At 43.5% G+C, this 23,652-nt stretch carries 31 protein-coding genes and 1 pseudogene; 30 read left to right on the top strand and 2 right to left on the bottom strand.

Annotation, left to right across the window (positions count from 1 at the left end; translation table 11 throughout):
• Positions 1-4 precede the first annotated feature (4 nt).
• From rplF to CHI10_RS20255, 28 genes and pseudogenes are all read left to right on the top strand, one after another.
• On the top strand, positions 5-541 hold the full coding sequence (gene rplF / locus CHI10_RS20390; RefSeq protein ID WP_095245991.1) for a 50S ribosomal protein L6: 537 nt from the start codon (positions 5-7) through the stop codon (positions 539-541).
• 32 nt (positions 542-573) lie between these two features.
• Positions 574-936, top strand: coding sequence for a 50S ribosomal protein L18 (gene rplR, locus CHI10_RS20385; protein WP_095245990.1), 363 nt, complete (start codon positions 574-576; stop codon positions 934-936).
• A gap of 24 nt (positions 937-960) precedes the next feature.
• A complete protein-coding gene (gene rpsE, locus CHI10_RS20380) occupies positions 961-1,461 on the top strand; it encodes a 30S ribosomal protein S5 (protein ID WP_095245989.1) in 501 nt (166 codons plus the stop codon).
• A gap of 13 nt (positions 1,462-1,474) precedes the next feature.
• A complete protein-coding gene (rpmD, locus tag CHI10_RS20375) occupies positions 1,475-1,657 on the top strand; it encodes a 50S ribosomal protein L30 (RefSeq protein WP_009336598.1) in 183 nt (60 codons plus the stop codon).
• A gap of 32 nt (positions 1,658-1,689) precedes the next feature.
• Positions 1,690-2,130, top strand: coding sequence for a 50S ribosomal protein L15 (gene rplO / locus CHI10_RS20370; RefSeq protein ID WP_035332284.1), 441 nt, complete (start codon positions 1,690-1,692; stop codon positions 2,128-2,130).
• A complete protein-coding gene (gene secY / locus CHI10_RS20365; RefSeq protein ID WP_095245988.1) occupies positions 2,130-3,425 on the top strand; it encodes a preprotein translocase subunit SecY in 1,296 nt (431 codons plus the stop codon). Before rplO ends, secY begins: the two co-directional genes overlap by 1 nt.
• A 58-nt stretch (positions 3,426-3,483) precedes the next feature.
• Positions 3,484-4,134 carry an adenylate kinase gene (locus CHI10_RS20360; RefSeq protein WP_095245987.1) on the top strand — a complete coding sequence of 217 codons (651 nt, stop codon included), beginning with the start codon at positions 3,484-3,486 and terminating at the stop codon, positions 4,132-4,134.
• On the top strand, positions 4,131-4,877 hold the full coding sequence (gene map, locus CHI10_RS20355; protein ID WP_076262059.1) for a type I methionyl aminopeptidase: 747 nt from the start codon (positions 4,131-4,133) through the stop codon (positions 4,875-4,877). Before CHI10_RS20360 ends, map begins: the two co-directional genes overlap by 4 nt.
• 16 nt (positions 4,878-4,893) lie before the next feature.
• A pseudogene (locus tag CHI10_RS20350) lies at positions 4,894-5,252 on the top strand (KOW domain-containing RNA-binding protein).
• Positions 5,209-5,427, top strand: coding sequence for a translation initiation factor IF-1 (infA, locus tag CHI10_RS20345; RefSeq protein WP_066192222.1), 219 nt, complete (start codon positions 5,209-5,211; stop codon positions 5,425-5,427). The pseudogene CHI10_RS20350 and the gene infA overlap by 44 nt, the downstream one beginning before the upstream one ends.
• Before the next feature lie 35 nt (positions 5,428-5,462).
• Positions 5,463-5,576: a 50S ribosomal protein L36 gene (gene rpmJ, locus CHI10_RS20340; protein ID WP_000868344.1), complete on the top strand. Its 114-nt coding sequence runs from the start codon at positions 5,463-5,465 to the stop codon at positions 5,574-5,576.
• 23 nt (positions 5,577-5,599) lie between these two features.
• Positions 5,600-5,965 carry a 30S ribosomal protein S13 gene (gene rpsM / locus CHI10_RS20335; RefSeq protein WP_009336605.1) on the top strand — a complete coding sequence of 122 codons (366 nt, stop codon included), beginning with the start codon at positions 5,600-5,602 and terminating at the stop codon, positions 5,963-5,965.
• Positions 5,966-5,987: 22 nt separating this feature from the next.
• On the top strand, positions 5,988-6,377 hold the full coding sequence (gene rpsK / locus CHI10_RS20330; RefSeq protein WP_095245986.1) for a 30S ribosomal protein S11: 390 nt from the start codon (positions 5,988-5,990) through the stop codon (positions 6,375-6,377).
• A gap of 173 nt (positions 6,378-6,550) precedes the next feature.
• The gene (locus CHI10_RS20325) at positions 6,551-7,495 is read left to right on the top strand and encodes a DNA-directed RNA polymerase subunit alpha (protein ID WP_048011509.1); all 945 of its coding nucleotides are present in this window, start codon (positions 6,551-6,553) and stop codon (positions 7,493-7,495) included.
• A gap of 76 nt (positions 7,496-7,571) precedes the next feature.
• Complete coding sequence (rplQ, locus tag CHI10_RS20320) at positions 7,572-7,934, top strand: 50S ribosomal protein L17 (RefSeq protein ID WP_009336608.1); 363 nt, start codon at positions 7,572-7,574, stop codon at positions 7,932-7,934.
• Positions 7,935-8,496: 562 nt separating this feature from the next.
• The gene (locus tag CHI10_RS20315) at positions 8,497-9,336 is read left to right on the top strand and encodes an energy-coupling factor ABC transporter ATP-binding protein (RefSeq protein ID WP_095245985.1); all 840 of its coding nucleotides are present in this window, start codon (positions 8,497-8,499) and stop codon (positions 9,334-9,336) included.
• Positions 9,312-10,181, top strand: coding sequence for an energy-coupling factor ABC transporter ATP-binding protein (locus tag CHI10_RS20310; RefSeq protein ID WP_095245984.1), 870 nt, complete (start codon positions 9,312-9,314; stop codon positions 10,179-10,181). Before CHI10_RS20315 ends, CHI10_RS20310 begins: the two co-directional genes overlap by 25 nt.
• Positions 10,178-10,975, top strand: coding sequence for an energy-coupling factor transporter transmembrane component T family protein (locus tag CHI10_RS20305; RefSeq protein ID WP_095245983.1), 798 nt, complete (start codon positions 10,178-10,180; stop codon positions 10,973-10,975). Before CHI10_RS20310 ends, CHI10_RS20305 begins: the two co-directional genes overlap by 4 nt.
• Before the next feature lie 12 nt (positions 10,976-10,987).
• Positions 10,988-11,725, top strand: coding sequence for a tRNA pseudouridine(38-40) synthase TruA (gene truA / locus CHI10_RS20300; RefSeq protein WP_095245982.1), 738 nt, complete (start codon positions 10,988-10,990; stop codon positions 11,723-11,725).
• 234 nt (positions 11,726-11,959) lie between these two features.
• Positions 11,960-12,397: a 50S ribosomal protein L13 gene (gene rplM, locus CHI10_RS20295; protein WP_095245981.1), complete on the top strand. Its 438-nt coding sequence runs from the start codon at positions 11,960-11,962 to the stop codon at positions 12,395-12,397.
• 20 nt (positions 12,398-12,417) lie between these two features.
• Positions 12,418-12,810, top strand: coding sequence for a 30S ribosomal protein S9 (rpsI, locus tag CHI10_RS20290; RefSeq protein WP_048011502.1), 393 nt, complete (start codon positions 12,418-12,420; stop codon positions 12,808-12,810).
• A gap of 146 nt (positions 12,811-12,956) precedes the next feature.
• Positions 12,957-14,483 (top strand): DUF1254 domain-containing protein, encoded by a 1,527-nt coding sequence (locus CHI10_RS20285; RefSeq protein WP_095245980.1) that lies wholly within the window; start codon positions 12,957-12,959, stop codon positions 14,481-14,483.
• A 330-nt stretch (positions 14,484-14,813) separates the two neighbouring features.
• A complete protein-coding gene (gene proC, locus CHI10_RS20280; protein WP_095245979.1) occupies positions 14,814-15,656 on the top strand; it encodes a pyrroline-5-carboxylate reductase in 843 nt (280 codons plus the stop codon).
• A 35-nt stretch (positions 15,657-15,691) separates the two neighbouring features.
• On the top strand, positions 15,692-16,810 hold the full coding sequence (proB, locus tag CHI10_RS20275; RefSeq protein WP_095245978.1) for a glutamate 5-kinase: 1,119 nt from the start codon (positions 15,692-15,694) through the stop codon (positions 16,808-16,810).
• A 19-nt stretch (positions 16,811-16,829) separates the two neighbouring features.
• On the top strand, positions 16,830-18,098 hold the full coding sequence (locus CHI10_RS20270) for a glutamate-5-semialdehyde dehydrogenase (protein ID WP_095245977.1): 1,269 nt from the start codon (positions 16,830-16,832) through the stop codon (positions 18,096-18,098).
• Positions 18,099-18,234: 136 nt separating this feature from the next.
• Entirely contained in the window at positions 18,235-18,678 is a 444-nt protein-coding gene (locus tag CHI10_RS20265) for a YbaK family protein (RefSeq protein WP_095245976.1), read from the top strand.
• A gap of 102 nt (positions 18,679-18,780) precedes the next feature.
• Positions 18,781-19,503, top strand: coding sequence for an N-acetylmuramoyl-L-alanine amidase CwlD (gene cwlD, locus CHI10_RS20260; protein WP_095245975.1), 723 nt, complete (start codon positions 18,781-18,783; stop codon positions 19,501-19,503).
• A gap of 122 nt (positions 19,504-19,625) precedes the next feature.
• Complete coding sequence (locus tag CHI10_RS20255) at positions 19,626-20,684, top strand: Mrp/NBP35 family ATP-binding protein (protein ID WP_095245974.1); 1,059 nt, start codon at positions 19,626-19,628, stop codon at positions 20,682-20,684.
• A 46-nt stretch (positions 20,685-20,730) separates the two neighbouring features.
• On the opposite strand, the gene gerD is transcribed toward CHI10_RS20255, so the two are convergent.
• Positions 20,731-21,369 carry a spore germination lipoprotein GerD gene (gene gerD, locus CHI10_RS20250; protein ID WP_095245973.1) on the bottom strand — a complete coding sequence of 213 codons (639 nt, stop codon included), beginning with the start codon at positions 21,367-21,369 and terminating at the stop codon, positions 20,731-20,733.
• Between the two features lie 147 nt (positions 21,370-21,516).
• Here gerD and CHI10_RS20245 point away from each other — a divergent pair, with 147 nt between their 5' ends.
• Entirely contained in the window at positions 21,517-22,149 is a 633-nt protein-coding gene (locus CHI10_RS20245; RefSeq protein ID WP_095245972.1) for a KinB-signaling pathway activation protein, read from the top strand.
• 233 nt (positions 22,150-22,382) lie between these two features.
• Here CHI10_RS20245 and pdaB read toward each other — a convergent pair whose 3' ends face one another.
• On the bottom strand, positions 22,383-23,135 hold the full coding sequence (gene pdaB, locus CHI10_RS20240; protein WP_095245971.1) for a polysaccharide deacetylase family sporulation protein PdaB: 753 nt from the start codon (positions 23,133-23,135) through the stop codon (positions 22,383-22,385).
• Positions 23,136-23,272: 137 nt separating this feature from the next.
• On the opposite strand from pdaB, the gene CHI10_RS20235 reads away from it, so the two are divergent.
• Complete coding sequence (locus CHI10_RS20235; RefSeq protein ID WP_095245970.1) at positions 23,273-23,503, top strand: hypothetical protein; 231 nt, start codon at positions 23,273-23,275, stop codon at positions 23,501-23,503.
• The last annotated feature ends 149 nt before the right edge of the window (positions 23,504-23,652 follow it).

Raw genomic sequence — 23,652 nt, 5'->3', positions numbered from 1 at the left:
TTAAATGTCTCGTATAGGTAAAAAACCAATCGAAATTCCAACTGGTGTTACTGTTACTAACGACAATAACACGGTTACTGTGAAGGGTCCTAAAGGTGAACTAACTCGTTCATTCAACCAGGATATCGAAATCAAGGTGGAGGACAGCGTAATCAACGTATCCCGTCCATCTGATGCGAAAGAACACCGCGCATTGCACGGAACTACTCGCGCACTTCTAGCTAACATGGTTGAGGGTGTGTCAAAAGGATTCGAAAGAGGACTAGAGCTTATCGGTGTCGGTTACCGTGCTCAAAAACAAGGCAAAAAGCTTGTTTTAAACGTTGGTTACTCTCATCCTGTTGAAATCGAACCTGAAGAAGGTATTGAAGTTGAAGTGCCATCTAACACAAAGATCATGGTTAAAGGTACTGACAAAGAACGTGTTGGTGCATTGGCTGCCAACATCCGTGATGTTCGTCCTCCAGAGCCTTACAAAGGTAAAGGTATCCGCTATGAAGGCGAATATGTTCGTCGTAAAGAAGGTAAAACTGGTAAGTAATGCCGCTTAGGTAAACGAAAGGAGTGACCGAAATGATTACGAAGGCTGATAAAAATGCAGTTCGTAAGAAAAGGCATGCTCGTGTGCGTGCGAAACTTTCTGGAACTGCGGCTCGTCCTCGTCTAAATGTGTATCGTTCAAACAAGCACATTTATGCTCAACTTATTGATGATGTAAACGGAGTTACTGTAGCAAGTGCTTCTACACAAGATAAAGAAGTAAACCTTGATGCAACTAGCAACGTTGATGCAGCAGTTAAGGTCGGAGAATTAGTTGCAAAGCGCGCAGTCGAAAAAGGCGTTAAAGCTGTCGTTTTCGATCGTGGTGGCTATCTATATCATGGACGTGTTCAAGCATTAGCTGATGCAGCACGTGAAAATGGTTTAGAATTTTAATAGACAAAGGAGGGACACAAAAAGATGCGTCGTATTGATCCAAACAAACTTGAACTTGAAGAGCGCGTAGTTACGATTAATCGTGTAGCAAAGGTTGTTAAAGGTGGACGTCGTTTTCGTTTCTCTGCTCTTGTAGTAGTAGGTGACAAAAACGGTCACGTTGGCTTTGGTACAGGTAAAGCACAGGAAGTTCCTGAAGCGATCCGCAAAGCTATGGAAGATGCTAAGAAAAACTTAGTCGAAGTACCTATGGTTGGAAGTACAATTCCTCACCAGGTAATCGGTCACTTCGGTGCTGGAGAAATCCTTCTTAAGCCTGCTTCTGAAGGTACTGGAGTAATCGCCGGCGGTCCAGTTCGTGCGGTTCTTGAATTAGCTGGTGTTGGTGATATCTTATCTAAATCTTTAGGTACTAACACACCAATCAACATGGTTCGCGCCACTTTGAACGGTTTAACTCAATTAAAACGTGCTGAGGACGTAGCGAAATTACGTGGTAAATCAGTAGAAGAACTGTTAGGATAAGGAGGGATATCAAATGGCGAATAAACTTGAAGTAACCCTCACTCGCAGCGTGATTGGTCGCCCGCAAGACCAGCGCGAAACAGTTAAGGCTCTTGGCTTACGCAAAATGCACCAAACAGTTGAGCATCAAGATAATCCTGCTATCCGCGGAATGATCAACAAAGTTGCTCACCTTGTTGTGGTAAAAGAAAAATAAATCTATTCTTCTACAAATAAGGAGGTGCCAACATGAAACTTCATGAATTAAAGCCTGCAGAAGGTTCTCGTGGGGAACGCAAACGCAAAGGCCGTGGTATCGGTTCCGGTAATGGTAAAACTGCTGGTAAGGGTCATAAAGGTCAAAACGCTCGTTCTGGCGGCGGTGTCCGTCCTGGATTCGAGGGTGGTCAAACACCTTTATTCCAACGCTTGCCTAAACGCGGTTTCACTAACATCAACCGTAAAGAGTACGCGATTGTGAACCTTGATGCTCTAAACCGTTTCGAAGATGGAGCTGAAGTAACTCCAGCGCTTCTTATCGAAACTGGTGTAGTAAGCAACGAAAAAGCAGGAATCAAGATTCTTGCAAAAGGCAAAGTTGAGAAAAAGCTTACAGTTAAAGCTCATAAATTCTCCTCTGCTGCAAAGGAAGCTATTGAAGCTGCCGGCGGTCAAACTGAGGTGATTTAATGTTTCAGACAATCTCCAATTTTATGCGTGTGGGTGATATAAGACGAAAGATTATCTTCACCCTTTTAATGCTGGTTGTATTTCGCATCGGTACATTTATCCCTGTACCGGGCGTAAATGCAGAGCTATTAAAAGCCCAGGATGAACTTAATGTATTCGGTGTTCTGAATACATTCGGCGGCGGGGCGCTCCTAAACTTCTCCATTCTTGCAATGGGTATCATGCCGTACATTACGGCATCCATCATTGTGCAGCTTCTGCAGATGGATGTTGTTCCTAAGTTTACGGAATGGTCAAAGCAGGGAGATGTTGGACGCCGTAAGTTAGCTCAGTTTACCCGTTACTTTACTATCGTGCTTGGTTTTATCCAGGCTCTCGGTATGTCTTATGGGTTTAATAACCTAGCAGGCGGAATGCTGATTGAGAATCCGGGAATTACCTCTTATCTATTGATTGCTGTGGTATTGACTGCCGGAACTGCATTTCTAATGTGGCTTGGTGAGCAGATTACATCAAAAGGTGTAGGAAATGGTATTTCCATCATTATCTTTGCTGGTATCGTGGCTGGAATTCCTTCAACGGTTAACCAGATTTACGCTCAGCAGTTTGAAAATGCTGGAGAGCAGCTATTCCTTCGCATTGTGACAATCGTGCTTATCCTGATCGCAGTCATTGCTATTGTTGTAGGAACGATCTTCATCCAACAGGCATTAAGAAAGATTCCTATTCAATATGCTAAGCGTGTAACAGCAGGACAAAATTCTGCTGGCGGACAATCAACTCATCTTCCGTTAAAAGTTAATGCAGCTGGTGTAATTCCAGTAATCTTTGCGATTTCTTTCATCATCACGCCAAGAACCATTGCCGGTTTCTTTGAGCAGAGTGATGTTACGCTATGGATTCAAAGAATATTTGACTATACGTCTCCAATCGGAATGGTCATCTATAGTGCATTAATCATTGCTTTTACTTATTTCTATGCTTTCATTCAGGTGAACCCGGAACAAGTTGCGGAAAACCTGAAGAAGCAGGGCGGTTATATCCCGGGCATCCGTCCAGGAAATAACACGCAGGAATATCTGACTCGCGTCTTATACCGTTTAACTTTTGTCGGTGCGCTATTCCTGACAGTGATTTCAATTCTGCCGGTATTCTTCATCAATATCGCCGGATTGCCTGAATCTGCTCAAATTGGAGGCACAAGCCTGTTGATCGTTGTCGGTGTTGCACTGGAAACGATGAAGCAGCTTGAAGCACAGCTGGTTAAACGTCATTATAAAGGTTTCATTAAATAATTTGGTTGTAGGGGACGCATGTTCCCTTATACCATTTGGAGACTAGGGGGAAATTGACGTGAATTTAGTTTTAATGGGGCTCCCTGGTGCCGGTAAAGGTACACAAGCCGAGAAGATCGTCCAAAAATACGGCATCCCTCATATTTCTACCGGAGATATGTTCCGTGCGGCTATTAAAGACGAAACGGACCTAGGCCTTAAAGCAAAATCATTCATGGATAAAGGCGAGCTTGTTCCTGATGAGGTAACAATCGGCATTGTACGTGAACGATTAAGCAAGGATGATTGTGAAAAAGGCTTTTTGCTGGATGGCTTCCCAAGAACGGTTGCCCAAGCAGATGCCCTTGAAAACATCCTTTCTGATTTAAACAAGAAAATCAATTATGTTATTAATATTGATGTTGATCAGAGTATTCTAATGGAACGTCTTACAGGACGCCGCATCTGTAAAGACTGCGGAGCTACTTATCATTTAGTATTCAATCCCCCAGCGAAAGACGGAGTGTGTGATCGCTGCGGCGGTGAGCTGTATCAGCGTGCTGATGATAATGAAGCGACTGTTCAGAATCGGCTTGACGTTAATATTAAACAAACAAAACCGTTGCTTGATTTCTACGAAACGAAAGGTTATCTGCGCAATATTGATGGTCAGCAGGATATTAATAAAGTATTTTCTGATCTTGATGCATTGCTCGGGGGCTTACAATGATCATTTGCAAAACCCCGCGTGAGCTTGAAATAATGCGTGAGGCCGGCAGAATCGTAGCACTTACACATCAGGAACTGAAAAAACATATAGCACCCGGTATCACAACCCGCGAACTGGATGTTATTGCTGACCGGTTTATCCGTAAACACGATGCAATTCCATCATTCAAAGGGTATAATGGTTTCCGCGGCAGCATTTGTGCTTCAGTTAACGATGAACTTGTTCATGGCATTCCTGGTGGTCGAGTTTTAAATGACGGTGATATAATCAGCATTGATATCGGTGCTAAATATAACGGTTATCATGGTGACTCAGCCTGGACTTATGCTGTTGGCCAAATTGATGAAGAATCCGAGCGTCTGATGGATGTGACAGAGGAATCGTTATATAAGGGCCTTGAAGAAGCAAAACCGGGTGAGCGCTTGTCGAACATCTCCCATGCTATCCAAACGTATGCGGAATCTAATGGCTTTTCCATTGTACGCGAGTATGTCGGCCATGGTGTAGGGCAAGACTTACATGAGGATCCTCAAATTCCTCATTATGGACCCCCTAACAGAGGACCGCGCTTAAAGCCGGGAATGGTACTTGCTATTGAACCTATGGTGAATGCAGGAAGTCGTTATGTTAAAACCTTAACCGATAACTGGACAGTAGTAACGGTTGACGGTAAAAGGTGTGCACATTATGAGCATACAATAGCGATCACTGAATCCGGTTATGAAATACTGACAAAAGCCTAAGGTGCAGGTGATTCCATTGGTTGGTTCTGATACGAATCCGCAGCATGGTCAAATTGTTTTGATCAAAAGTGGAAGCGATGCTGGTCAATATGCTATAATTATAAGGTTGTTGGATGAAAGGTATGTTATGCTTGCTGACGGCGGCAGGAAGAAATTCGACCGCCCGAAGAAAAAGAACGTTCAGCATCTGCAATTGCTTAATTATATCTCTCCAGAAGTTCAGACCAGTCTCCAGGAGACCGGCCGTGTAACAAACGGAAAGTTGCGCTTTGCGCTTGCAAAGCATGTAAATGAATTCGTATATGATATGAAGAAGGGAGAATAAAGTTCAATGGCGAAAGACGATGTAATCGAAATAGAAGGCACAGTTATTGATACTTTGCCAAATGCAATGTTTAAGGTAGAATTAGAAAATGGTCATACAGTGCTAGCTCATGTATCCGGTAAGATCCGCATGCACTTCATCCGCATTTTACCTGGAGATAAAGTAACAGTTGAGCTATCTCCATATGATTTAACACGCGGTAGAATCACATATCGTTTTAAATAATCATTGCACTCCGTACTATTAAGGAGGTTAGGATAATGAAAGTAAGACCATCAGTTAAACCAATCTGCGAAAAGTGTAAAGTTATCCGCAGACGTGGAAAAGTAATGGTTATCTGTGAAAACCCTAAACATAAACAAAAACAAGGTTAATTCGAAGGAGGTGCGCTTATACAATGGCACGTATTGCTGGTGTAGATGTTCCACGTGAAAAACGTGTAGTAATCTCATTAACTTATATCTTTGGTATTGGTAAATCTACAGCTCAGAAAGTTTTGGCTGAAGCTGGTGTTTCTGAAGACACTCGTGTTCGTGATCTTACAGAAGATGAACTTAACAAAATCCGTGACATCATCGACAAATTGAAAGTTGAAGGTGACCTTCGCCGTGAGGTTTCACTAAACATCAAACGTCTAATGGAGATCGGAAGCTATCGCGGTCTTCGTCATCGCCGTGGTTTACCGGTTCGCGGACAAAACACTAAAAACAACGCTCGTACACGCAAAGGTCCTCGTAAGACTGTAGCGAACAAGAAGAAATAATCAGTAAAGGAGGTAACTTTAAATGGCTCGTAAAACTAATACACGTAAGCGTCGTGTGAAAAAGAATATTGAACAGGGTATTGCACATATCCGTTCTACTTTCAACAACACAATCGTAACTATCACTGATGTTCATGGGAATGCTATTTCATGGTCAAGTGCTGGAGCTCTTGGATTCAGAGGTTCTCGTAAATCTACTCCATTCGCAGCACAAATGGCAGCAGAAACTGCAGCGAAAACTTCTCAGGAACACGGTATGAAAACCCTTGAAGTAACTGTTAAAGGACCTGGTGCAGGACGTGAAGCTGCAATCCGTGCTCTTCAAGCTGCTGGTCTAGAAGTTACTGCTATCAGAGACGTAACTCCAGTTCCTCATAACGGATGTCGTCCGCCAAAACGCCGCCGTGTATAATTTTTCTGTATAGAATTTGTATCCTTGTCTATAATGGGATATGATACTAATTTTTTAGTTATACAGAACAATTATTCCAGTTGTTGTGCACAAAACGGGAACGTATACATGGGGGAATTTCGGTTAGAGATTGCTAGCCGGGGTTTCGACGTTTTGAAGGAGGGTATATTTTGATGATCGAAATAGAAAAACCAAAAATCGAAACGGTTGAGATCAACGATGATGCCAAGTACGGCAAGTTCGTCGTCGAGCCACTTGAGCGTGGGTATGGTACAACTTTGGGTAACTCCTTACGTCGTATCCTTTTATCCTCACTCCCAGGTGCCGCTGTCACATCGATCCAAATTGATGGGGTACTTCATGAGTTCTCAACAATTGAAGGCGTCGTAGAAGATGTAACATCTATCATTTTAAACATTAAAAAACTAGCACTTAAAATCTACTCTGATGAAGAAAAAACATTGGAAATCGATGTTCAGGGTGAGGGTGTAGTGAAGGCAGCTGACGTAACACATGACAGCGATGTTGAAATCCTAAATCCGGATCTTCATATTGCTACTCTTGGTTCGAATGCCCACCTGCGCATGCGTTTAACTGCAAGACGCGGACGAGGCTATACACCAGCTGACCAAAACAAGAGAGAAGATCAGCCAATCGGTGTGATTCCGATCGATTCCATCTACACTCCAGTATCTCGTATTTCTTACCAGGTAGAGAATACACGTGTGGGTCAAATGACTAACTTTGATAAGTTAACATTCGATGTTTGGACTGACGGCAGTACAGGTCCTCAAGATGCGGTTGCTCTTGGAGCGAAGATCTTAACTGAGCATTTGAATATCTTTGTCGGTTTAACTGACGAAGCTCAAAATGCTGAAATCATGGTTGAAAAAGAAGAAGACCAAAAAGAGAAAGTACTTGAGATGACAATTGAAGAACTCGACTTGTCTGTCCGTTCTTACAACTGCTTAAAGCGCGCTGGCATCAATACTGTTCAGGAATTAGCCAATAAGACTGAAGAGGATATGATGAAAGTCCGTAACCTTGGCAGAAAGTCACTTGAGGAAGTAAAACATAAATTAGAAGATCTTGGACTGGGCTTACGCAAAGACGATTGATTAATGAAGATTAATTGATTATCTGCATGTTTGCTTTCAGCAGATTGAATGACTTCAACAAAGGAGGGAAACTTTCATGGGATACAGAAAGTTAGGACGCACTAGCTCACAACGTAAAGCTATGCTGCGTGACTTAGCAACAGATCTAATCATCAATGAGCGCATCGAAACAACTGAAGCTCGTGCGAAAGAACTTCGTTCAGTTGTTGAGAAAATGATCACTCTTGGAAAGCGCGGCGACTTGCATGCACGCCGTCAAGCAGCTGCATTTGTTCGCAACGAGGTAGCTAACGCTGAAACTGACCAGGATGCTGTTCAAAAATTATTCAGCGACATCGCAACTCGTTATGAAGAGCGCCAAGGTGGATACACTCGTATTATGAAACTTGGACCTCGTCGTGGAGACGGTGCGCCAATGGTAATCATCGAGTTAGTATAATTTTTTAAGGAAAGGGCGCGGGACGGTTTCATAGAACTTGTTCTTTGCCCTTTTTCTATAAAAACGGCTGTTTCCTTAATTTGTGAGGAACGCCTAAATCAGGCCAAAAACGAGCGTTACGATGAGCATGTACAGCTAGTAAACAGGGATGGTTGAGCAATAGATTCCCCATTGCCTGGTACATTGACTCGTCTAGCTCATGCACCTCTTCCGAAAAGAAGAAATGCGCCCGGCAGTATACTGCCTGACGGAATGAGGTGCAGGCTTTTTTAAATTCCTCAGGTTCATAGACAAAAGGAAATTGAGGTCTCTGAACATTTATACAATAGCAAGAACCAACCACCATACTGCGTCAGTATGAGCTTTTAATAGGGAGGCATAATAGGCATCCAATAAGCTTAGATAGCAGAAATCCAGATTTTCTTCTGTATTACAAGTGTGGGAGAATGGTATCATTCAACGCTTGCTATCCAGTAACATAACCTATTATCGAACTATTTCAAGCTCGCCAACAATGGCGGGTTTTTTCATTATTAGAGCAGAGCTGAGAGGAGGACTTCAAATGACCGAGCCGCTGGTAGAATTTAAAAATGTTTCGTTTAAGTACGATGCAGAAGCTGCATATGCGCTGGATAATGTCTCTTTTAATATATATAAAGGAGAATGGCTTGCAATAGTCGGGCATAATGGCTCCGGAAAATCTACACTTGCCAAATTGCTTAATGGCCTCCATTTTCCTCTGGAAGGAGGCATAACAGTAGGCGGAATTTCATTGAGTGAAGAAACGGTTTGGGAAGCAAGAAAGAAGATTGGCATGGTTTTTCAGAATCCGGATAACCAATTTGTCGGAACGACCGTACGGGATGATGTGGCTTTTGGTTTAGAAAACCATGGTATTGAAAGAAGTGACATGGTTCATCGTGTTACAGAATCACTGGAGAAGGTCAAAATGACTTCATTTCTTAATCAAGAGCCGCACCATCTTTCCGGCGGCCAGAAACAAAGAGTGGCGATTGCAGGCGTTATTGCCTTAAGACCGGATATTATTATTCTCGATGAGTCAACATCCATGTTGGACCCAAGAGGGCGTGAAGAGGTACTTGAAACTGTCAGAGAGCTCAAGCGGGATTATCAGATGACGGTCATCTCCATCACTCATGACCTGGAGGAGGCAGCAAAAGCTGACCGCATCATAGTCATGAACAAAGGACAGCTATATCGGGAAGGCACGCCTGAGGAAATCTTTCAAATGGATGAGGAGCTTGTTAAGCTGGGATTGGATATTCCTTTTCCTGTGAAGCTTAGCAAGGTGTTACGGGAAAAAGGACTGCCTTTATCCAGGCATTATTTATCTGAAGAAGAGTTGGTGGAAGAATTATGGACATCTCACTCCAAAATGTAGAATACCGTTATCAGGTTCATACGCCATTTGAACGTCTTGCCATAAAGGATGTCTCCATCGATATTCCATCTGGCACGTTTCTCGCGATCATCGGCCATACCGGATCAGGCAAGTCGACTGTCCTCCAGCACCTAAATGCCCTGCTTAAGCCGACCGAAGGCCAGGTAGTGATTGGAGAGCGGATGATCACCCCTGTAAAGAAACAAAAAAACCTGAAAGAAATCCGTCAAAGGGTCGGTATCGTATTTCAATTTCCTGAGCATCAGCTGTTTGAAGAAACGGTCGAGAAAGATATTTGCTTTGGCCCCATGAACTTCGGAGTATCAGAAGAGGAAGCCAAAAAAAGAGCCAAAGCAGCAATAGGACAGGTGGGCCTGCCGGAAGAAATTTTAAGCAAGTCCCCATTTGACCTGTCAGGCGGCCAAATGAGACGTGTAGCCATAGCCGGAGTACTGGCTATGGAGCCTGATGTCATTGTCCTGGATGAGCCTACTGCAGGACTTGATCCGCGGGGCCGGAAGGAAATCATGGATATGTTCTACAGCCTTCATGGGACAAGGGGACTCTCTACGGTGCTTGTGACACATAGCATGGAGGATGCTTCCCGCTATGCTGATCAGATTGTCATCATGCACAACGGTGAAGTCTACAAAAAGGGAACGCCGGAAGAAATTTTTTCTTCTCCGGAAGGCTTGCTTAAGCTAGGCCTCGATGTTCCGGAGGTTGTCCGCTTTCAGCTAAAGATGGAAAAGTCACTTAATATCCGTCTTTCTAAAACTTGTCTGACAATGGACGAGCTGACGGATGAGATTGCTGCTGTGATGAAAAGGGGGACAGCTAGATGATGGACAAAATGATTTTTGGGCGCTATGTACCGGCCGAGTCTGTCATCCATAGAATGGATCCCCGTTCAAAGCTGGTTCTTATTTTCTTATTCGTGTGCATTGTCTTTCTGGCAAATAATATGCTGACATACGGTCTTCTGACGGTTTATACCTTTTTTATGATTGCTTTATCGAAGGTGCCGATCCGGTTTATCTATACAGGATTGAAGCCGGTCCTCCTGCTTGTTATTTTCACTTTATTCCTTCATCTGTTTTTGACAAAAGAGGGTGAAGTTCTCTTCCGGTTCGGGTGGATTACGATTTATGAGGAAGGTTTGAGGCAGGGTATATTTATTTCTTTGCGCTTCTTCCTGCTCATTCTGATGACTTCCATTCTGACTTTGACCACGACTCCGATTGAAATAACGGATGGTCTGGAAAGTCTGCTCAATCCATTAAATAAAATCAAGTTTCCGGTGCATGAACTGGCTTTGATGATGTCGATTTCACTTCGCTTCATTCCGACACTCATGCAGGAAACCGATAAAATCATGAAGGCCCAGACAGCCAGGGGAGCCGATTTTACAAGCGGGCCGATTAAAGAACGTATTAAAGCTATCATACCTCTCTTAATTCCTTTGTTTGTCAGCTCGTTCAAGCGGGCTGAAGAGCTTGCTGTAGCGATGGAGTCACGCGGCTATAGAGGCGGGGAAGGCAGAACGAAATACAGGCAGCTTAGCTGGGGCCTGAAGGATACGGCAATGCTCGCCATGCTTGCAGTCCTGGCCCTGGTGTTATTCCTGCTGAGAACGTAATGGGGTGACCTTATGCAAAGATTTAAATGTATGGTGACGTATGACGGCACCCTTTTTGCAGGCTACCAGGTGCAGCCTGGCAAGCGGACTGTACAGGGAGAGCTGGAACGGGCTTTAAAGAAGCTTCATAAAGGAGAAGACATCAGGGTGACTGCCTCAGGCAGAACCGATGCAGGGGTCCATGCAAAGGGCCAGGTGATCCATTTCGATTCCCCTTTGAATATTCCGATTGAAAAATGGGGAATCGCCCTTAATTCCCTGCTGCCGGATGATGTGGCCATCAGCGGGACGGAGACAGTGTCAGATGACTTTCATGTCCGTTTTGATGCCAAAGGAAAGGAATATCGGTACTTCGTGCACCGTTCATCCGGGAGAGACCCGTTTAAACGACATTATGCCTATCAGTACCCGTACCCAATAAATACGGATGCGATCAGACAAGCGGCAGCTGGTTTAATAGGAACACATGATTTTACAAGCTTCTGCTCCGCCAAGACGGAAGTGGAGGATAAGGTCAGGGAACTTCAGGAGATAGATGTGCAGGAAGAAGGGGATATGCTCATCTTCCGCTTTAGAGGAACTGGCTTTTTATATAATATGGTCCGTATCCTGACCGGCACCCTCCTGGAAGTCGGCACAGGGGAAAGAGACCCTGATTCCATGCCATCTGTCCTTCAGGAAAAAAACAGATCAGCTGCAGGAAAAACAGCGCCTCCCCAAGGTTTATATTTGTGGGAAGTTTTTTATTAAAATTTTGGAAAAAACATTCGAGGAACCGCGGGGGCGCGTTGTAAAGCCAAACGCAAATAAAAAAAGATTTTAAAACAACTAAACCAGGTGTAACATTCGCTTGACATTAGGCTGTCAAAGTTATAATATAGCATATGGTATTATTATTAAAACCACGATAAGCCCCGGAACTTATTGTGTCGAATAGATAAACCAAAAAATTGATTATGAATGGAATTATTAGGAGGGAAACTGATGCGTACAACGTTTATGGCGAATTCAAACAATATCGAACGTAAATGGTACGTGATTGATGCTGAAGGCAAAACTCTTGGTCGTCTTGCTAGTGAAGTAGCGTCAATCCTACGTGGTAAACATAAACCAACTTTTACACCACATGTTGATACTGGTGATCATGTAATTCTTATCAACGCTTCAAAAATCGAACTTACTGGGAAAAAGCTTACTGACAAGATCTACTACCGTCACAGCATGCACCCAGGCGGTCTAAAAACAAGAACTGCTCTTGAAATGCGTACAAACTACCCTGAGAGAATGCTTGAGCTTGCTATCAAAGGCATGCTTCCAAAGAACTCTCTTGGCCGTCAAATATTCAAGAAATTACACGTATATGCTGGTAGCGAACATAAGCACCAAGCACAACAACCTGAAGTTTACGAACTTCGTGGATAATTTTTAGGGAGGTTATTAACTTGGCACAGGTTCAATATATTGGTACTGGTCGTCGTAAGAGCTCCGTTGCACGTGTTCGTTTAGTTCCAGGCGACGGTAAAATCATCATCAATGGTCGTGAAATCACAGAATACATTCCTTTTGCAGCTTTACGTGAAGTTGTAAAACAGCCGCTTGTAGCTACTGAAACAGTTAACAGCTACGACATTCTTGTAAATGTAAACGGCGGTGGATACACTGGTCAAGCTGGCGCAATCCGCCACGGCATCGCTCGTGCATTGCTTCAAGCTGATCCTGAATTCCGTCCAACATTAAAGCGCGCAGGACTATTAACTCGTGACGCACGTATGAAAGAGCGTAAGAAATACGGTCTTAAAGGTGCTCGTCGTGCTCCTCAGTTCTCAAAGCGTTAATTATCAGCGTTTCAAAGACTCTCAACCAATTTGGTTGGGGGTCTTTTTTATTGCTGAAAACGATTTTCTTCCATTACTTAATTGTTGAAAACATTAAGTAGGCGATTTGCATAGGATAGTGCGAACGTTATAAAGGAAGTGAAAATATGTATAATGCGCCATATATGTATCAATATCCTTATTATGGAGCGCCAATGCCTGTTTTTCGAAACCAGTTGTTTTATCAGCATTTCTCGCAAGGGACAGGGAATTTAAATCTTTATTATTCATCACAATTTACGCAGGGAGCTGCAGGCTTTTCTGGTCATGGCAAACAAACAAATGCCATTAATAATGAAGTGTCTTCCATGCGTGGAAAACGTTCCTTAAACTCGTACCAGGAGAACTATGCTTACAGTTTAGGCATTAAGGCCTTTATATATGGGTATCCCCTTGTCACCATGGAAAGAACAAGGCAGCTGCAATCATTGGTAAAAGTGCCCCACGGCTCAGTATCTACTGTATCCAATGAATTAATTTATTATGATCAGCTTCTTACACCGGATGACAAAGATGTCGTATCACCCAATGTGGATACCCTGTATTGCACTGCCTGGCTGGATCTCACCCGGGGTCCTGTAGTGCTTAATGTTCCGGATACAAATGACAGGTACTATGTCATGCAATTAATGGATGCCTGGACAAATACCTTTTCCAGTATAGGGCGTCGTACTACAGGAACGGGTGCCGGAAAATTTGCGGTAGTGGGTCCTGATTGGAAAGGCACATTGCCTGCAAATGTTCAAGAGGTTAAATCCCCCACAAACACAGTGTGGATTATAGGCCGTATCCTGGTGAAAGGAGAAGGTGATTATGATAATGCTTTGGTTTTACTAAGGCAATTTACATTGACATCATTGGATGGGAATAAAATTCCATTCGTAAAAAATCCTGCAAATCCATTGCTTTTAGAGAATAAGGTGGAAGATCTTGGTGCCCTGGATTTCTTTAAAACGATGACAGACTTAATGATTCTAAATCCTACTATTAATAACGAGGCCCTTGAAAAACAATTTGAGCATATCGGTATTGATCGAACGTACGGCTTCGATGCTAATAAATTAGATACAGAAACAATTGCAGGGCTAAATCGCGCTGCCAGAGATGCATTTCAAATCATTACAAATAGTCTGGAAGAATTAAACCCTAGAATTGATAATGGATGGTTTGTACTTTCTGATTTGGGCACTTATGGGGACCAGTTCCTTAAGAGAGCATATATTGCTTTCAGCGGACTTGGTGTAAACGTGGATGAAGAGTCAACTTTGGTCCGAACTTTTACTGATGATCAAGGGAGTCAGCTAAACGGGAAAAATAAATACATTTTACATTTTAATAAAGATGAGCTGCCTCCGGTAGAAGCTTTCTGGTCCGTAACCATGTATGGCCCGGATTTCTACCTGGTGCCCAATGAAAAGAACCGTTATGCCATTGCGGACCACACCCAGGGTCTTGAATACAACGATGATGGCTCACTTGATATCTATATCCAAAAAGACCGCCCAATAAGTAATGAATCGAATTGGCTTCCGGCACCGGAAGGAGATTTTAATTTAGTGTTAAGGATGTATCAGCCTGCAGCTAAAGTATTAAATGGCACATATGACATACCAGGGGTAAAGCGGGTTCGGTAATTACTCATCAAAGCTTTCAGCCATTTTGGCTGGGAGCTTTTTTCTTATTGATAACTTTTGCCCGCCAGCAAGCTGAGGCTTTATTTCTGCAACGGTGAAAAATTGGAAATTATATTATTGCAAATATCGGGCTGAGAGGGGATTATTCACGCTGAGAGAGCATCAGCGGACTATAGGTTGTGGATGTTAGCGTTTTCATTCACTATCTCGGCCTTATCCTCCCGTCTTTCCCTAATACCCTTGAATCTGTATTTGTGCATGTTACGATAGATAACGTTGATAAAATACGAACGGATATACGAACAGTTTTTCATCTAAAGGAGGATGTCCATGTTAGCCAATAAAACAATCGCATTTTTAGGAGCAGGGTCAATGGCGGAATCCATGATCTCAGGAGTCATTACAGCTGAAAAAATGTCACCCGAACGGGTTTTTGTAACGAATAGGAGCAATGCAGACAGACTGGAAGAGATTCATGATCAGTATGGTGTAAGTGCCATCCCGCAAAACGAGCTTCCATTTGAGGAAATTGATTTATTTATTTTAGCCATGAAGCCAAAAGGGGCAGAAGAAGCCCTTCGTGCGATTAAAGACAAACTATATCCAGGCCAGGTGATTCTTTCCGTGTTGGCAGGCATTACAACAGAGTTCATGGAAGAGCATTTAAATCCGGGGCAGCAGGTAGTGCGTGTGATGCCGAATACTTCAAGCATGATTCAGGAATCTGCGACGGCTGTCGTGGCAGGCAAGAATACGAGCATGGCCAATGTGGAAATGGTTAAGGAATTGCTGGAATGCATGGGGGAAGTGTATATCATCGATGAAGACCAGATGGATGTTTTCACGGGATTAGCTGGAAGCGGTCCTGCTTACTTCTATTATCTGATGGAAAATATGGAGCGGGTAGGGGTGCAAAAAGGGATGGATGAAGAGACTGTCCGCAAAATTGTTGCCCAGACGATATTTGGAGCAGCCAAGATGGTGCTTGAAAAAGAAGAAACGCCAACTTCTTTAAGAGAGAAAGTGACCTCTCCCAATGGCACGACCGCCTCAGGACTGGAAGCACTAAGGAGATACAACGGAGGCGAAGCCATCACTCAGGCAGTTGAGCATGCTGCCAAACGTTCGAAGGAAATCAGTGAAGAATTGGAAGGTGCCCTTGTCACTTCCTAAGGGAAATGGATTTATTAGTTCACAGGAGGTATTGGATGTTGATGAAAGAAAAGCAGATAAAAAGAGTTGTTATTAAGATCGGAAGCAGTTCATTAACAAGCATGCACGGGGAAATCAGCCGCAGAAAGCTTGAAAAATTAGCTGAGCAAATTGTCGAGCTGAAAGATGCCGGCTATGAAACAGCAGTTGTGTCATCAGGTGCTGTTGCAGCAGGATATAGGAAGCTTGGCTGCCTTGACCGGCCTTCTTCTCTTCCGGAAAAACAGGCTGCAGCTTCAATTGGCCAGGGGCTATTAATGGAATCTTACTCAGAACTCTTTTTATCTCATGGCTACGTAGCTTCACAAATCTTGATTACCAGAAGCGATTTCTCTAATGAAAATCGCTATGGCAATATGCATAACACCATGAATGTGCTGCTGGAGCGAGGCATCATCCCGATCATAAATGAAAATGACACGGTTACGGTCGATCGCTTGCGCTTCGGAGACAATGATACTCTGGCTGCGAAAGTGGCAGGTCTGATTGATGCAGATTTACTGATTATTTTATCTGATATTGACGGCCTTTATGACAGCAACCCTAATGATAATCCTCATGCGACTCTTCTCGAAAGGGTTCACAGCATTACACCTGAAATAGAAGCGGCTGCAGGAGGATCTGGCAGTGCTGTAGGAACAGGCGGCATGAAGTCGAAAATCCAGGCAGTGAAAATTGCAATGGCTGCAGGGATTGACTCCTTCTTAGGAAAAGCAGGAACGGAAAATATTTTAATGGAAGCTGTGGAAAACAGAGCGAGAGGCACCTACTTCACGCCGGAGCCGGATGCCTTTAATCTGGATAATGAAAAGCAGTGGATTGCGTTTCACTCAGGTCCTGAAGGAAAGGTGACCATCAATTCCCACGGGATAGAGGCTATTGTGGATCATCATGAAAATCTGTACTGCTCTGATATTCAGGAAGTCAAAGGGCGATTTAAGGATGGAGCGGTCGTCCGCATTCTGGATGAAGAGGGAAAAGAAATCGGCCTCGGCCGCATCAATTATTCAAACGAACAGTTAAGCGGATATACAGCAGATGAAGAGCTTGAACCGGCCATCGCTCAGGAAACGTTTGTATGCTCCCGCGACTTTAAGCTGCCGGCACTTGTTTAAACTTTTTAGGAGGGATTCAATGACTACTGCATCAGCAGTAAAGATAAATAATGTAGAAGAACAGGCAATAAAAGCAAAAAAGGCTGCCAAAACATTAAGTGTCTTAACAACGGAAGAAAAGAACGAAGCACTCTATACAGTTGCAAAGGCATTGGAGGCTGGATATGAATCGATTCTTGCCGCTAATAAAGCCGATCTTGAAAATGGCAGGGAAAAAGGATTCGAAGCGGCCTATATCGATCGCCTGTCATTATCGAAGGAACGGATTTTTGAATTTGCAGAAGGCCTTCGCCAGGTAGCTGAACTTCCTGATCCGATTGGAGATGTTATGTCGGGCTGGACTTTGGATAATGGGCTGAAAGTGGAAGAGGTTCGTGTTCCGCTTGGTGTCATCGGCATGATTTATGAAGCAAGACCGAATGTAACTGCTGATGCGGCGGGCCTTGCTTTGAAATCAGGAAATGCCATTGTCTTAAAAGGCGGATCATCGGCACTGAACTCAAATCAGGCTATTGTCGAGATTATTCATGAAGCTCTTGAAAACACAAAGATACCTAAAGAAGCCGTCCAATTCATTGCCACTGCAGATAGAGAAGCGACAAAGCAGCTATTCACCATGAAAGAGCATATTGATGTCTTAATTCCGAGAGGCGGCGCATCCCTCATTAAAGCGGTGGTTGAGAATGCGACGGTGCCTGTACTCGAAACAGGAGTTGGGAACTGCCATATCTATGTTGATAAAGAAGCAGATCCGGAAAAAGCGATCAATATCCTCATTAATGCCAAAACGGATCGTCCTGCAGTCTGTAATGCGGCAGAAACACTGATTGTTCACGAAGCATGGCTGGATCAGCATAAAGAATTGCTTGCAGAAGCTCTGAAGAGTCATGGGATAACCGTACATGGCGATGACTCTGCAGCAGCTGCATTGCCTGATGTGGTACCCGCGGGCGAGAGTGATTGGGCCAATGAATATTTAAGCCTGGACTTAGCAGTGAAAACCGTAAATAGCCTTGAACAGGCCATCGATCATATTGATCAATACGGCACCAAGCACTCAGAGGCGATTATTACCGAAAATGGGGAAACAGCCAAAAAGTTTTTACAGCTGACAGATGCTGCGGCGCTGTACCATAATGCGTCGACCAGATTCACGGATGGAGGCGCTCTGGGCTTTGGAGCTGAGATCGGCATTTCCACACAGAAGCTCCATGCGAGAGGACCGATGGGTCTGCCAGCGTTAACAACACGCAAATATCTTATGTCCGGAAATGGGCAGATTCGATAATTTTTTTAGAAAAGCATCAGCTCCGGCTGATGCTTTTTGTTACCTAAACCCATAAAAAATTGGCAGTCCGATTCGCGGTTGCTTTTTGCATTTCTCTCCCGCTGCAGATAAAGACTATCTACAAGGGGTGAGAAACGTGACTGTCATAACGACGTTCAAAGAGAAGAAAAGAGAAAAACAAATCAAATATGAAAAATCAGTCCTTCGGGAAATTTCGATAAAAGCCTTAAAAGAAAAAGTTCAGCATTTTTTTGGTTCTTCCAGATTTGTCTCCGGTCTGATGATGAATGCCGGAATTGAGGAGGCCTGCTATGATGTAGCGATTGAAGCTTATTTGCTGGGGGCAAACTACAGCCGTTTTAGGCGATATGGCGAATCGGTAGAACAGGTCCGTTATCGATGTGAAAAAGAGTATAAGCATTTAGTGGATACACTATATAACTTTTTCCTTTATTGGGGTCATGGTTCGGAAGCTGTTATGAGTGAATCCCTTTATTATATGTGCGAGCAATATGTAAACAGCTGGTGGTCGGAAGGGTTCAATAAAGGGGAGAGAAGGCATAAATTGCGTCTCCACTAAAAAGTGAATTTGTCCTGACCGCTGTCCTGATCGAAGTTCTAGATCTCCGTCTTGTCCCATATATTGAAATGAGGATAAGCAGGAGGGGACTGATTAGGGCGTATGAAGAAAAAGTTAAAAATAGGCGGGTTTGCGATCGGGCTTATCGTCCTTTTTCTTATTTTGCAATATGACTTTACGGATGATGATTCCTGGGAATCATGGAATCTGCCTTTAACCGGGAAGATCATCTTGCTTGATCCCGGTCATGGCGGCCCGGATGGCGGGGCAGGTGACGAAGGGGCACTCGAGAAAGATATTGCGCTGGAAGTATCATTAAAAGTGAGGGATTACCTCCAGGAGCAGGGAGCGCTTGTGCTCATGACGAGGGAGGACGACAGGGACCTCGCACCCGAGGGGACGAAGGGATACAGCCGGAGAAAAGTAGAAGACCTGAAGAAACGGCTTGAAATGATAAATACATCAAATTCAGATTTTTATGTCAGCGTCCATTTAAATTCGATTCCTTCTCCACGATGGAGCGGGGCGCAGACTTTCTATGCGCCCGGGATAAAGGAAAATGCCAAAGCTGCGAAATTCATACAGGACGAACTACGCCGCAACCTGGAGAATACGAAGCGGAACTCCAAGCCTTTAAACAATGTATTTATCTTAAAATACGCCAAAAAGCCGGGTGTCTTGGTAGAAGTGGGATTCTTATCAAATCCGGGGGAACGGGCAAACCTGAAAACGGATGAATATCAGGATAAAATCGCTGCCTCCATCTATAATGGAATTATGCGCTACTATACCAATGAAAAAGAATTGACTGAAACATGGGAATGAAAAGGTGCTGAGAAAGTGCCTTTTCTTTTTTGAATATTTTTCCGGTGTGATACAATTAACTGTAAAGAATTTTCAATATGTTATACTGAAATGGAAACGAATTCAAAAGGCGGGTGCAATGTATGTTAACTGAACAGAAAGTCAGAGAAGCTTTAAGCGGCTTGAAGGAACCATTTATACATAGAACATTGGGCGAACTTAACGCCATTGAAGAAATTAAAATCAAGGAAGAAAAGAATCATGTCAGCGTTAAGATTCAAGTTGCCAAGACGGGTACACCTGAGCAGCTTCAGCTTCAGACGGAAGTCGTCAATCTTTTAAAAGAAGCAGGGGCGGCGACCGTTGGGATCCGCTTCAGCGAGCTTCCGGATGAAGTGCTTTCACAATATAGAGAGGCAGCGGCTGAAGAAGACAAAGGCCTGCTTTCTCCTGGTAATAAGACTGAATTCATTGCCATTGCCAGCGGAAAAGGCGGAGTCGGCAAATCCACTGTTTCAGTAAACCTGGCTGTATCCCTTGCAAGGCTGGGAAAAAAGGTCGGATTGATTGATGCTGATATTTATGGGTTCAGCGTTCCGGATATGATGGGCATTACGAAACGTCCTGTGGTCAGGGGAGAACGAATTCTGCCGGTTGAACGTTTTGGCGTAAAAGTGATCTCTATGGGATTCTTTGTGGAAGATAATGCGCCGATTATCTGGAGAGGGCCGATGCTTGGCAAAATGCTGAACAGCTTCTTCAATGAGGTTGAGTGGGGTGAATTAGACTACCTTCTTCTTGATTTGCCTCCGGGAACAGGAGATGTAGCCCTGGATGTACACACAATGCTTCCTTCCTGCAAGGAAATCGTTGTGACAACTCCGCATCCTACAGCCGCATTTGTTGCTGCCAGAGCTGGTGCGATGGCACTTCGCACGGAGCATGAAATTCTGGGTGTTATCGAGAACATGGCCTACTTTGAGAGTCAATTGACTGGAGAAAGAGAGCACGTATTTGGCCAAGGCGGCGGTGAGAAGCTTGCTGATGAACTGAGGACTGAAGTGTTGGGTCAGCTGCCTCTTCAGCAGCCTGATTGGAATGAAGAAGACTTCGCTCCTTCCATTTATGATGAGGACCATAAGCTTGGTCAAATCTATACGGATATTGCCCGTAAAGTTATCCAAACAATTGAAAGCAAATAATGAAAAAGCCTCTTCCGAAATGGAAGAGGTTTTCTTCTTATAGGGGTTATGCACCGCCGCCCTGGCTGCCACCGCCCTGGGCTTCACCCTGGCCGCCGCCTTCACCACCGCTTTCTTGCCCGCCTTGCTCACCGCCGCCCTTCGTTTCCTCTGCTGCTTTCAGAAGGATGTCCTGGATTTTTGCTTTAAAAAGCGGGCTTTCAAATGTCTCAGTCATGACTTTCTGTATGTGCTCCCGGTATTCCTTGCTTTTAAGGACATCTGTTACTTCTTTTTCAAGCTCGGGATCTTTAAATACTTCTATCATCATTCCTCTGTATTCAGGGTCTTTCATAAGGTCTTTTAAAAGCTTCTCATTTTCCTTCTGCATACTTTTTGCCATGCTTTCGGAAAACTTTGGATCGTCAAAAGACTTCTTCCAAAACTCGGTCCCTTTATCAGAGGTTAGGGTTTTTTCAATGGTTTCACTTACAACCTTTTGGTCCATGACCATCTTTTGCTGCATTTTTTCATCAGCCATTAATTCTTCAAGTGCTTTTTTTCCTTCATCTGTTTTTAATATATCTACAACCATTTTTTTAGTTTGCTCATAATCCATTTGGCCGGCGCCCGATTCACCTTGGCCGCAGCCTGATATGAAAAACACTAGCGCTAATGGAAGGAGCAAACGGAATGTTTTTTTCATGGTGAAGCTCCTTTCAGAGGTGTCCTTACCTTTAGAATGAAGATTTTCAGCAAATATTATGCGCTGGAAATACAATGCCTAGATTTTTCAAACTTTGGTTGGTACAATCAATAAGAATGAATTTATTTATTATGGGGGAAAAATAAATTGACTAGCCGTAATTGGGTAAAGCTTTTTATAACAACTCTTTTAGTCGGAGGAATAACGACTGGGGTTGTCGGGTTTATTGTGCGCTGGGATGAATTTGCGCCTATTTTTACTGACTTCGATTTCCTGGAGATTCTGTCAGTGTTGTTCTGGCTTATCGGTGTAGGATTAATCTTCAGTATTATTAGCCAAATGGGCTTTTTTGCTTATTTGACTGTACATCGCTTTGGATTGGGGATTTTTAAAGGATTATGGAATCCTATTCAGATTGTCCTTATTTTATTTGCTTTATTTGACTTGGTTTATTTCCGCTATAAGGCTTTTGCGGGTGAGGGAGACAGCATGCTTCCGTATATTGGATTTGCAGCATTTCTTCTTATCGTCGCTCTTGTGGTCGCAGCAATTAAAACCAAACAGACCAACCAGCATGCCTTTATTCCTGCAGTATTCTTCATGGTGGTCGTAACCGCCATTGAGTGGGTGCCGGTACTAAGGGTAAACGAAGAAAGCTGGCTATATCTAATGCTGATCCCGTTATTAGTCTGCAACACCTATCAGCTGCTTATTCTTCATAAGCTGAATGAAGATTCTCAAAAGCAAAGAAGCCATATAGCTAAAAAGCCATCCAAATAACGGATGGCTTTTGTTTTATTTTATCGCAGTCTAACGGGCAGTAAGACCCCCCGCTTCAAAACTCAGCGCAATCCAAGGAGGATAAGTGGGGACCAAACTGCCCGTAAAGGCCCGAAAGGAAGAACAAAGACTAAAAACGCCACATCCCTGTGGCAACGTCTTTGTGACCCACTTCCTGTAGGCCTCAACTAACAATCAGTGGGGGATAAAGAAAATCCCCACTGATTGAAGTTTCACTTTATTTCATTTGTCTTTGTCTCGGCATTCGCAATCATTTCTGAGACGGAAACAAAGCTGAGCCCCTTGGATTCTACATCATTTAAAATGAGCGGAAGAGCTTTGGCTGTTTGTTTGGCAGAATCGGATGCATGCAAAAGTACGATATCTCCTTTTTTGGCCTTTGATACATTCTCTGCAATCCTATCGACGCCGGGATTGGTCCAGTCCTTTGAATCGACGCTCCAATGGACAACGGTGAAACCCAACCGGTCAGCAACCTTTAAGGTTTTCTGATCAAAATGCCCTGTTGGGGCGCGCACAAGCTTAATGTCTTTTACATTCAGCTTTCTGAATGCCTCCTGCGCCTTTGCAAGGTCCCTCCTGATTTTATCCTCTTCAAGCTCTGTATAATCTTCATAGCCATAGCCCAGCATTCCGACTTCATAGCCTTCTTTCACAATCCTTGAGACCAAATCCGGATGGCGCTCCGCCCAGGAACCGGCCAGGAAAAAGGTCGCAGATTTCACATTCTCTTTTTTAAGGATATCCAATATGGGCTCTGCTTTAACATCCCCCCATCCTATATTAAAGGTGAGGGCTATATCCTTTTCCCCTTTGTATATCGCCTTAGGCCCGTCTTTTGCTGAAAAAGCAGGCAAATGGACAATACTCTGCATGAAGAGGAACCATGCCGTGAAAAATGCTGCAATGACAACCAGTGAAATTTGTTTTAAAGACTTACCATTCAATACGTAAAAAAAGTTCATAATTGTTCACCTCGTCCGATACCTTCCTAGTTTCATACCTATGCTGAACTTGTCTCCTCCATGTATAAAAAATTTATTCATAAAAAATCATAATTGGAAAAATACTACAAAAAACAAATTTTGTGGAGGGAAACAAAATGATTGGAATGCTTTTAAGCCAAAAAGAACTTAAAGAAATGGAGTACCTGATCAAGCGGGAAATGGATGAAATATTATTTGATTTAAAAGATGACCGAATCGACCACATTGTCAAAAGAGCCATGGAGGAACGATACAAAATTTTATTTGCGTTATTTCAGCGCATGGCCGCGCCGGCAGATTGCCTGAGATACATGCGTTCACGCCAGCATCATGAAAAGAAGGGGTAACTTTTTTTAGGGTATGAAGAAAAAAAATCAAAAAGGTTGTTGACTTCTTATTGGTATCTTGGTATATTAATAAACGTCGCTGATGACGGAAAGCACTAATGACAACAACTTAAAAAAAGTTGTTGACGCCGAAGTTAGCATGTGATATA

The sequence above is a fragment of the Bacillus sp. 7894-2 genome (assembly GCF_002272225.1).
In the GTDB taxonomy this organism is placed as follows: Bacteria; Bacillota; Bacilli; order Bacillales; family Cytobacillaceae; genus Cytobacillus.
Note: the sequence above shows the minus strand (reverse complement) of the source record. Positions and strands in the feature narration are given on the sequence as shown.

Coding starts and splice junctions, on each gene's coding strand:
- rpsE (WP_095245989.1), top strand. CDS start 961: ATGCGTCGTATTGATCCAAACAAACTTGAACTTGAAGAGCGCGTAGTT.
- rpmJ (WP_000868344.1), top strand. CDS start 5,463: ATGAAAGTAAGACCATCAGTTAAACCAATCTGCGAAAAGTGTAAAGTT.
- rpsM (WP_009336605.1), top strand. CDS start 5,600: ATGGCACGTATTGCTGGTGTAGATGTTCCACGTGAAAAACGTGTAGTA.
- cwlD (WP_095245975.1), top strand. CDS start 18,781: ATGAAGAAAAAGTTAAAAATAGGCGGGTTTGCGATCGGGCTTATCGTC.
- rplM (WP_095245981.1), top strand. CDS start 11,960: ATGCGTACAACGTTTATGGCGAATTCAAACAATATCGAACGTAAATGG.
- infA (WP_066192222.1), top strand. CDS start 5,209: ATGGCGAAAGACGATGTAATCGAAATAGAAGGCACAGTTATTGATACT.
- CHI10_RS20235 (WP_095245970.1), top strand. CDS start 23,273: ATGATTGGAATGCTTTTAAGCCAAAAAGAACTTAAAGAAATGGAGTAC.
- CHI10_RS20305 (WP_095245983.1), top strand. CDS start 10,178: ATGATGGACAAAATGATTTTTGGGCGCTATGTACCGGCCGAGTCTGTC.
- rpmD (WP_009336598.1), top strand. CDS start 1,475: ATGGCGAATAAACTTGAAGTAACCCTCACTCGCAGCGTGATTGGTCGC.
- CHI10_RS20310 (WP_095245984.1), top strand. CDS start 9,312: ATGGACATCTCACTCCAAAATGTAGAATACCGTTATCAGGTTCATACG.
- proC (WP_095245979.1), top strand. CDS start 14,814: ATGTTAGCCAATAAAACAATCGCATTTTTAGGAGCAGGGTCAATGGCG.
- CHI10_RS20315 (WP_095245985.1), top strand. CDS start 8,497: ATGACCGAGCCGCTGGTAGAATTTAAAAATGTTTCGTTTAAGTACGAT.
- rplF (WP_095245991.1), top strand. CDS start 5: ATGTCTCGTATAGGTAAAAAACCAATCGAAATTCCAACTGGTGTTACT.
- rplR (WP_095245990.1), top strand. CDS start 574: ATGATTACGAAGGCTGATAAAAATGCAGTTCGTAAGAAAAGGCATGCT.
- gerD (WP_095245973.1), bottom strand. CDS start 21,369: ATGAAAAAAACATTCCGTTTGCTCCTTCCATTAGCGCTAGTGTTTTTC.
- proB (WP_095245978.1), top strand. CDS start 15,692: ATGTTGATGAAAGAAAAGCAGATAAAAAGAGTTGTTATTAAGATCGGA.
- map (WP_076262059.1), top strand. CDS start 4,131: ATGATCATTTGCAAAACCCCGCGTGAGCTTGAAATAATGCGTGAGGCC.
- CHI10_RS20255 (WP_095245974.1), top strand. CDS start 19,626: ATGTTAACTGAACAGAAAGTCAGAGAAGCTTTAAGCGGCTTGAAGGAA.
- CHI10_RS20325 (WP_048011509.1), top strand. CDS start 6,551: ATGATCGAAATAGAAAAACCAAAAATCGAAACGGTTGAGATCAACGAT.
- CHI10_RS20285 (WP_095245980.1), top strand. CDS start 12,957: ATGTATAATGCGCCATATATGTATCAATATCCTTATTATGGAGCGCCA.
- CHI10_RS20270 (WP_095245977.1), top strand. CDS start 16,830: ATGACTACTGCATCAGCAGTAAAGATAAATAATGTAGAAGAACAGGCA.
- rpsK (WP_095245986.1), top strand. CDS start 5,988: ATGGCTCGTAAAACTAATACACGTAAGCGTCGTGTGAAAAAGAATATT.
- rplO (WP_035332284.1), top strand. CDS start 1,690: ATGAAACTTCATGAATTAAAGCCTGCAGAAGGTTCTCGTGGGGAACGC.
- pdaB (WP_095245971.1), bottom strand. CDS start 23,135: ATGAACTTTTTTTACGTATTGAATGGTAAGTCTTTAAAACAAATTTCA.
- secY (WP_095245988.1), top strand. CDS start 2,130: ATGTTTCAGACAATCTCCAATTTTATGCGTGTGGGTGATATAAGACGA.
- rplQ (WP_009336608.1), top strand. CDS start 7,572: ATGGGATACAGAAAGTTAGGACGCACTAGCTCACAACGTAAAGCTATG.
- truA (WP_095245982.1), top strand. CDS start 10,988: ATGCAAAGATTTAAATGTATGGTGACGTATGACGGCACCCTTTTTGCA.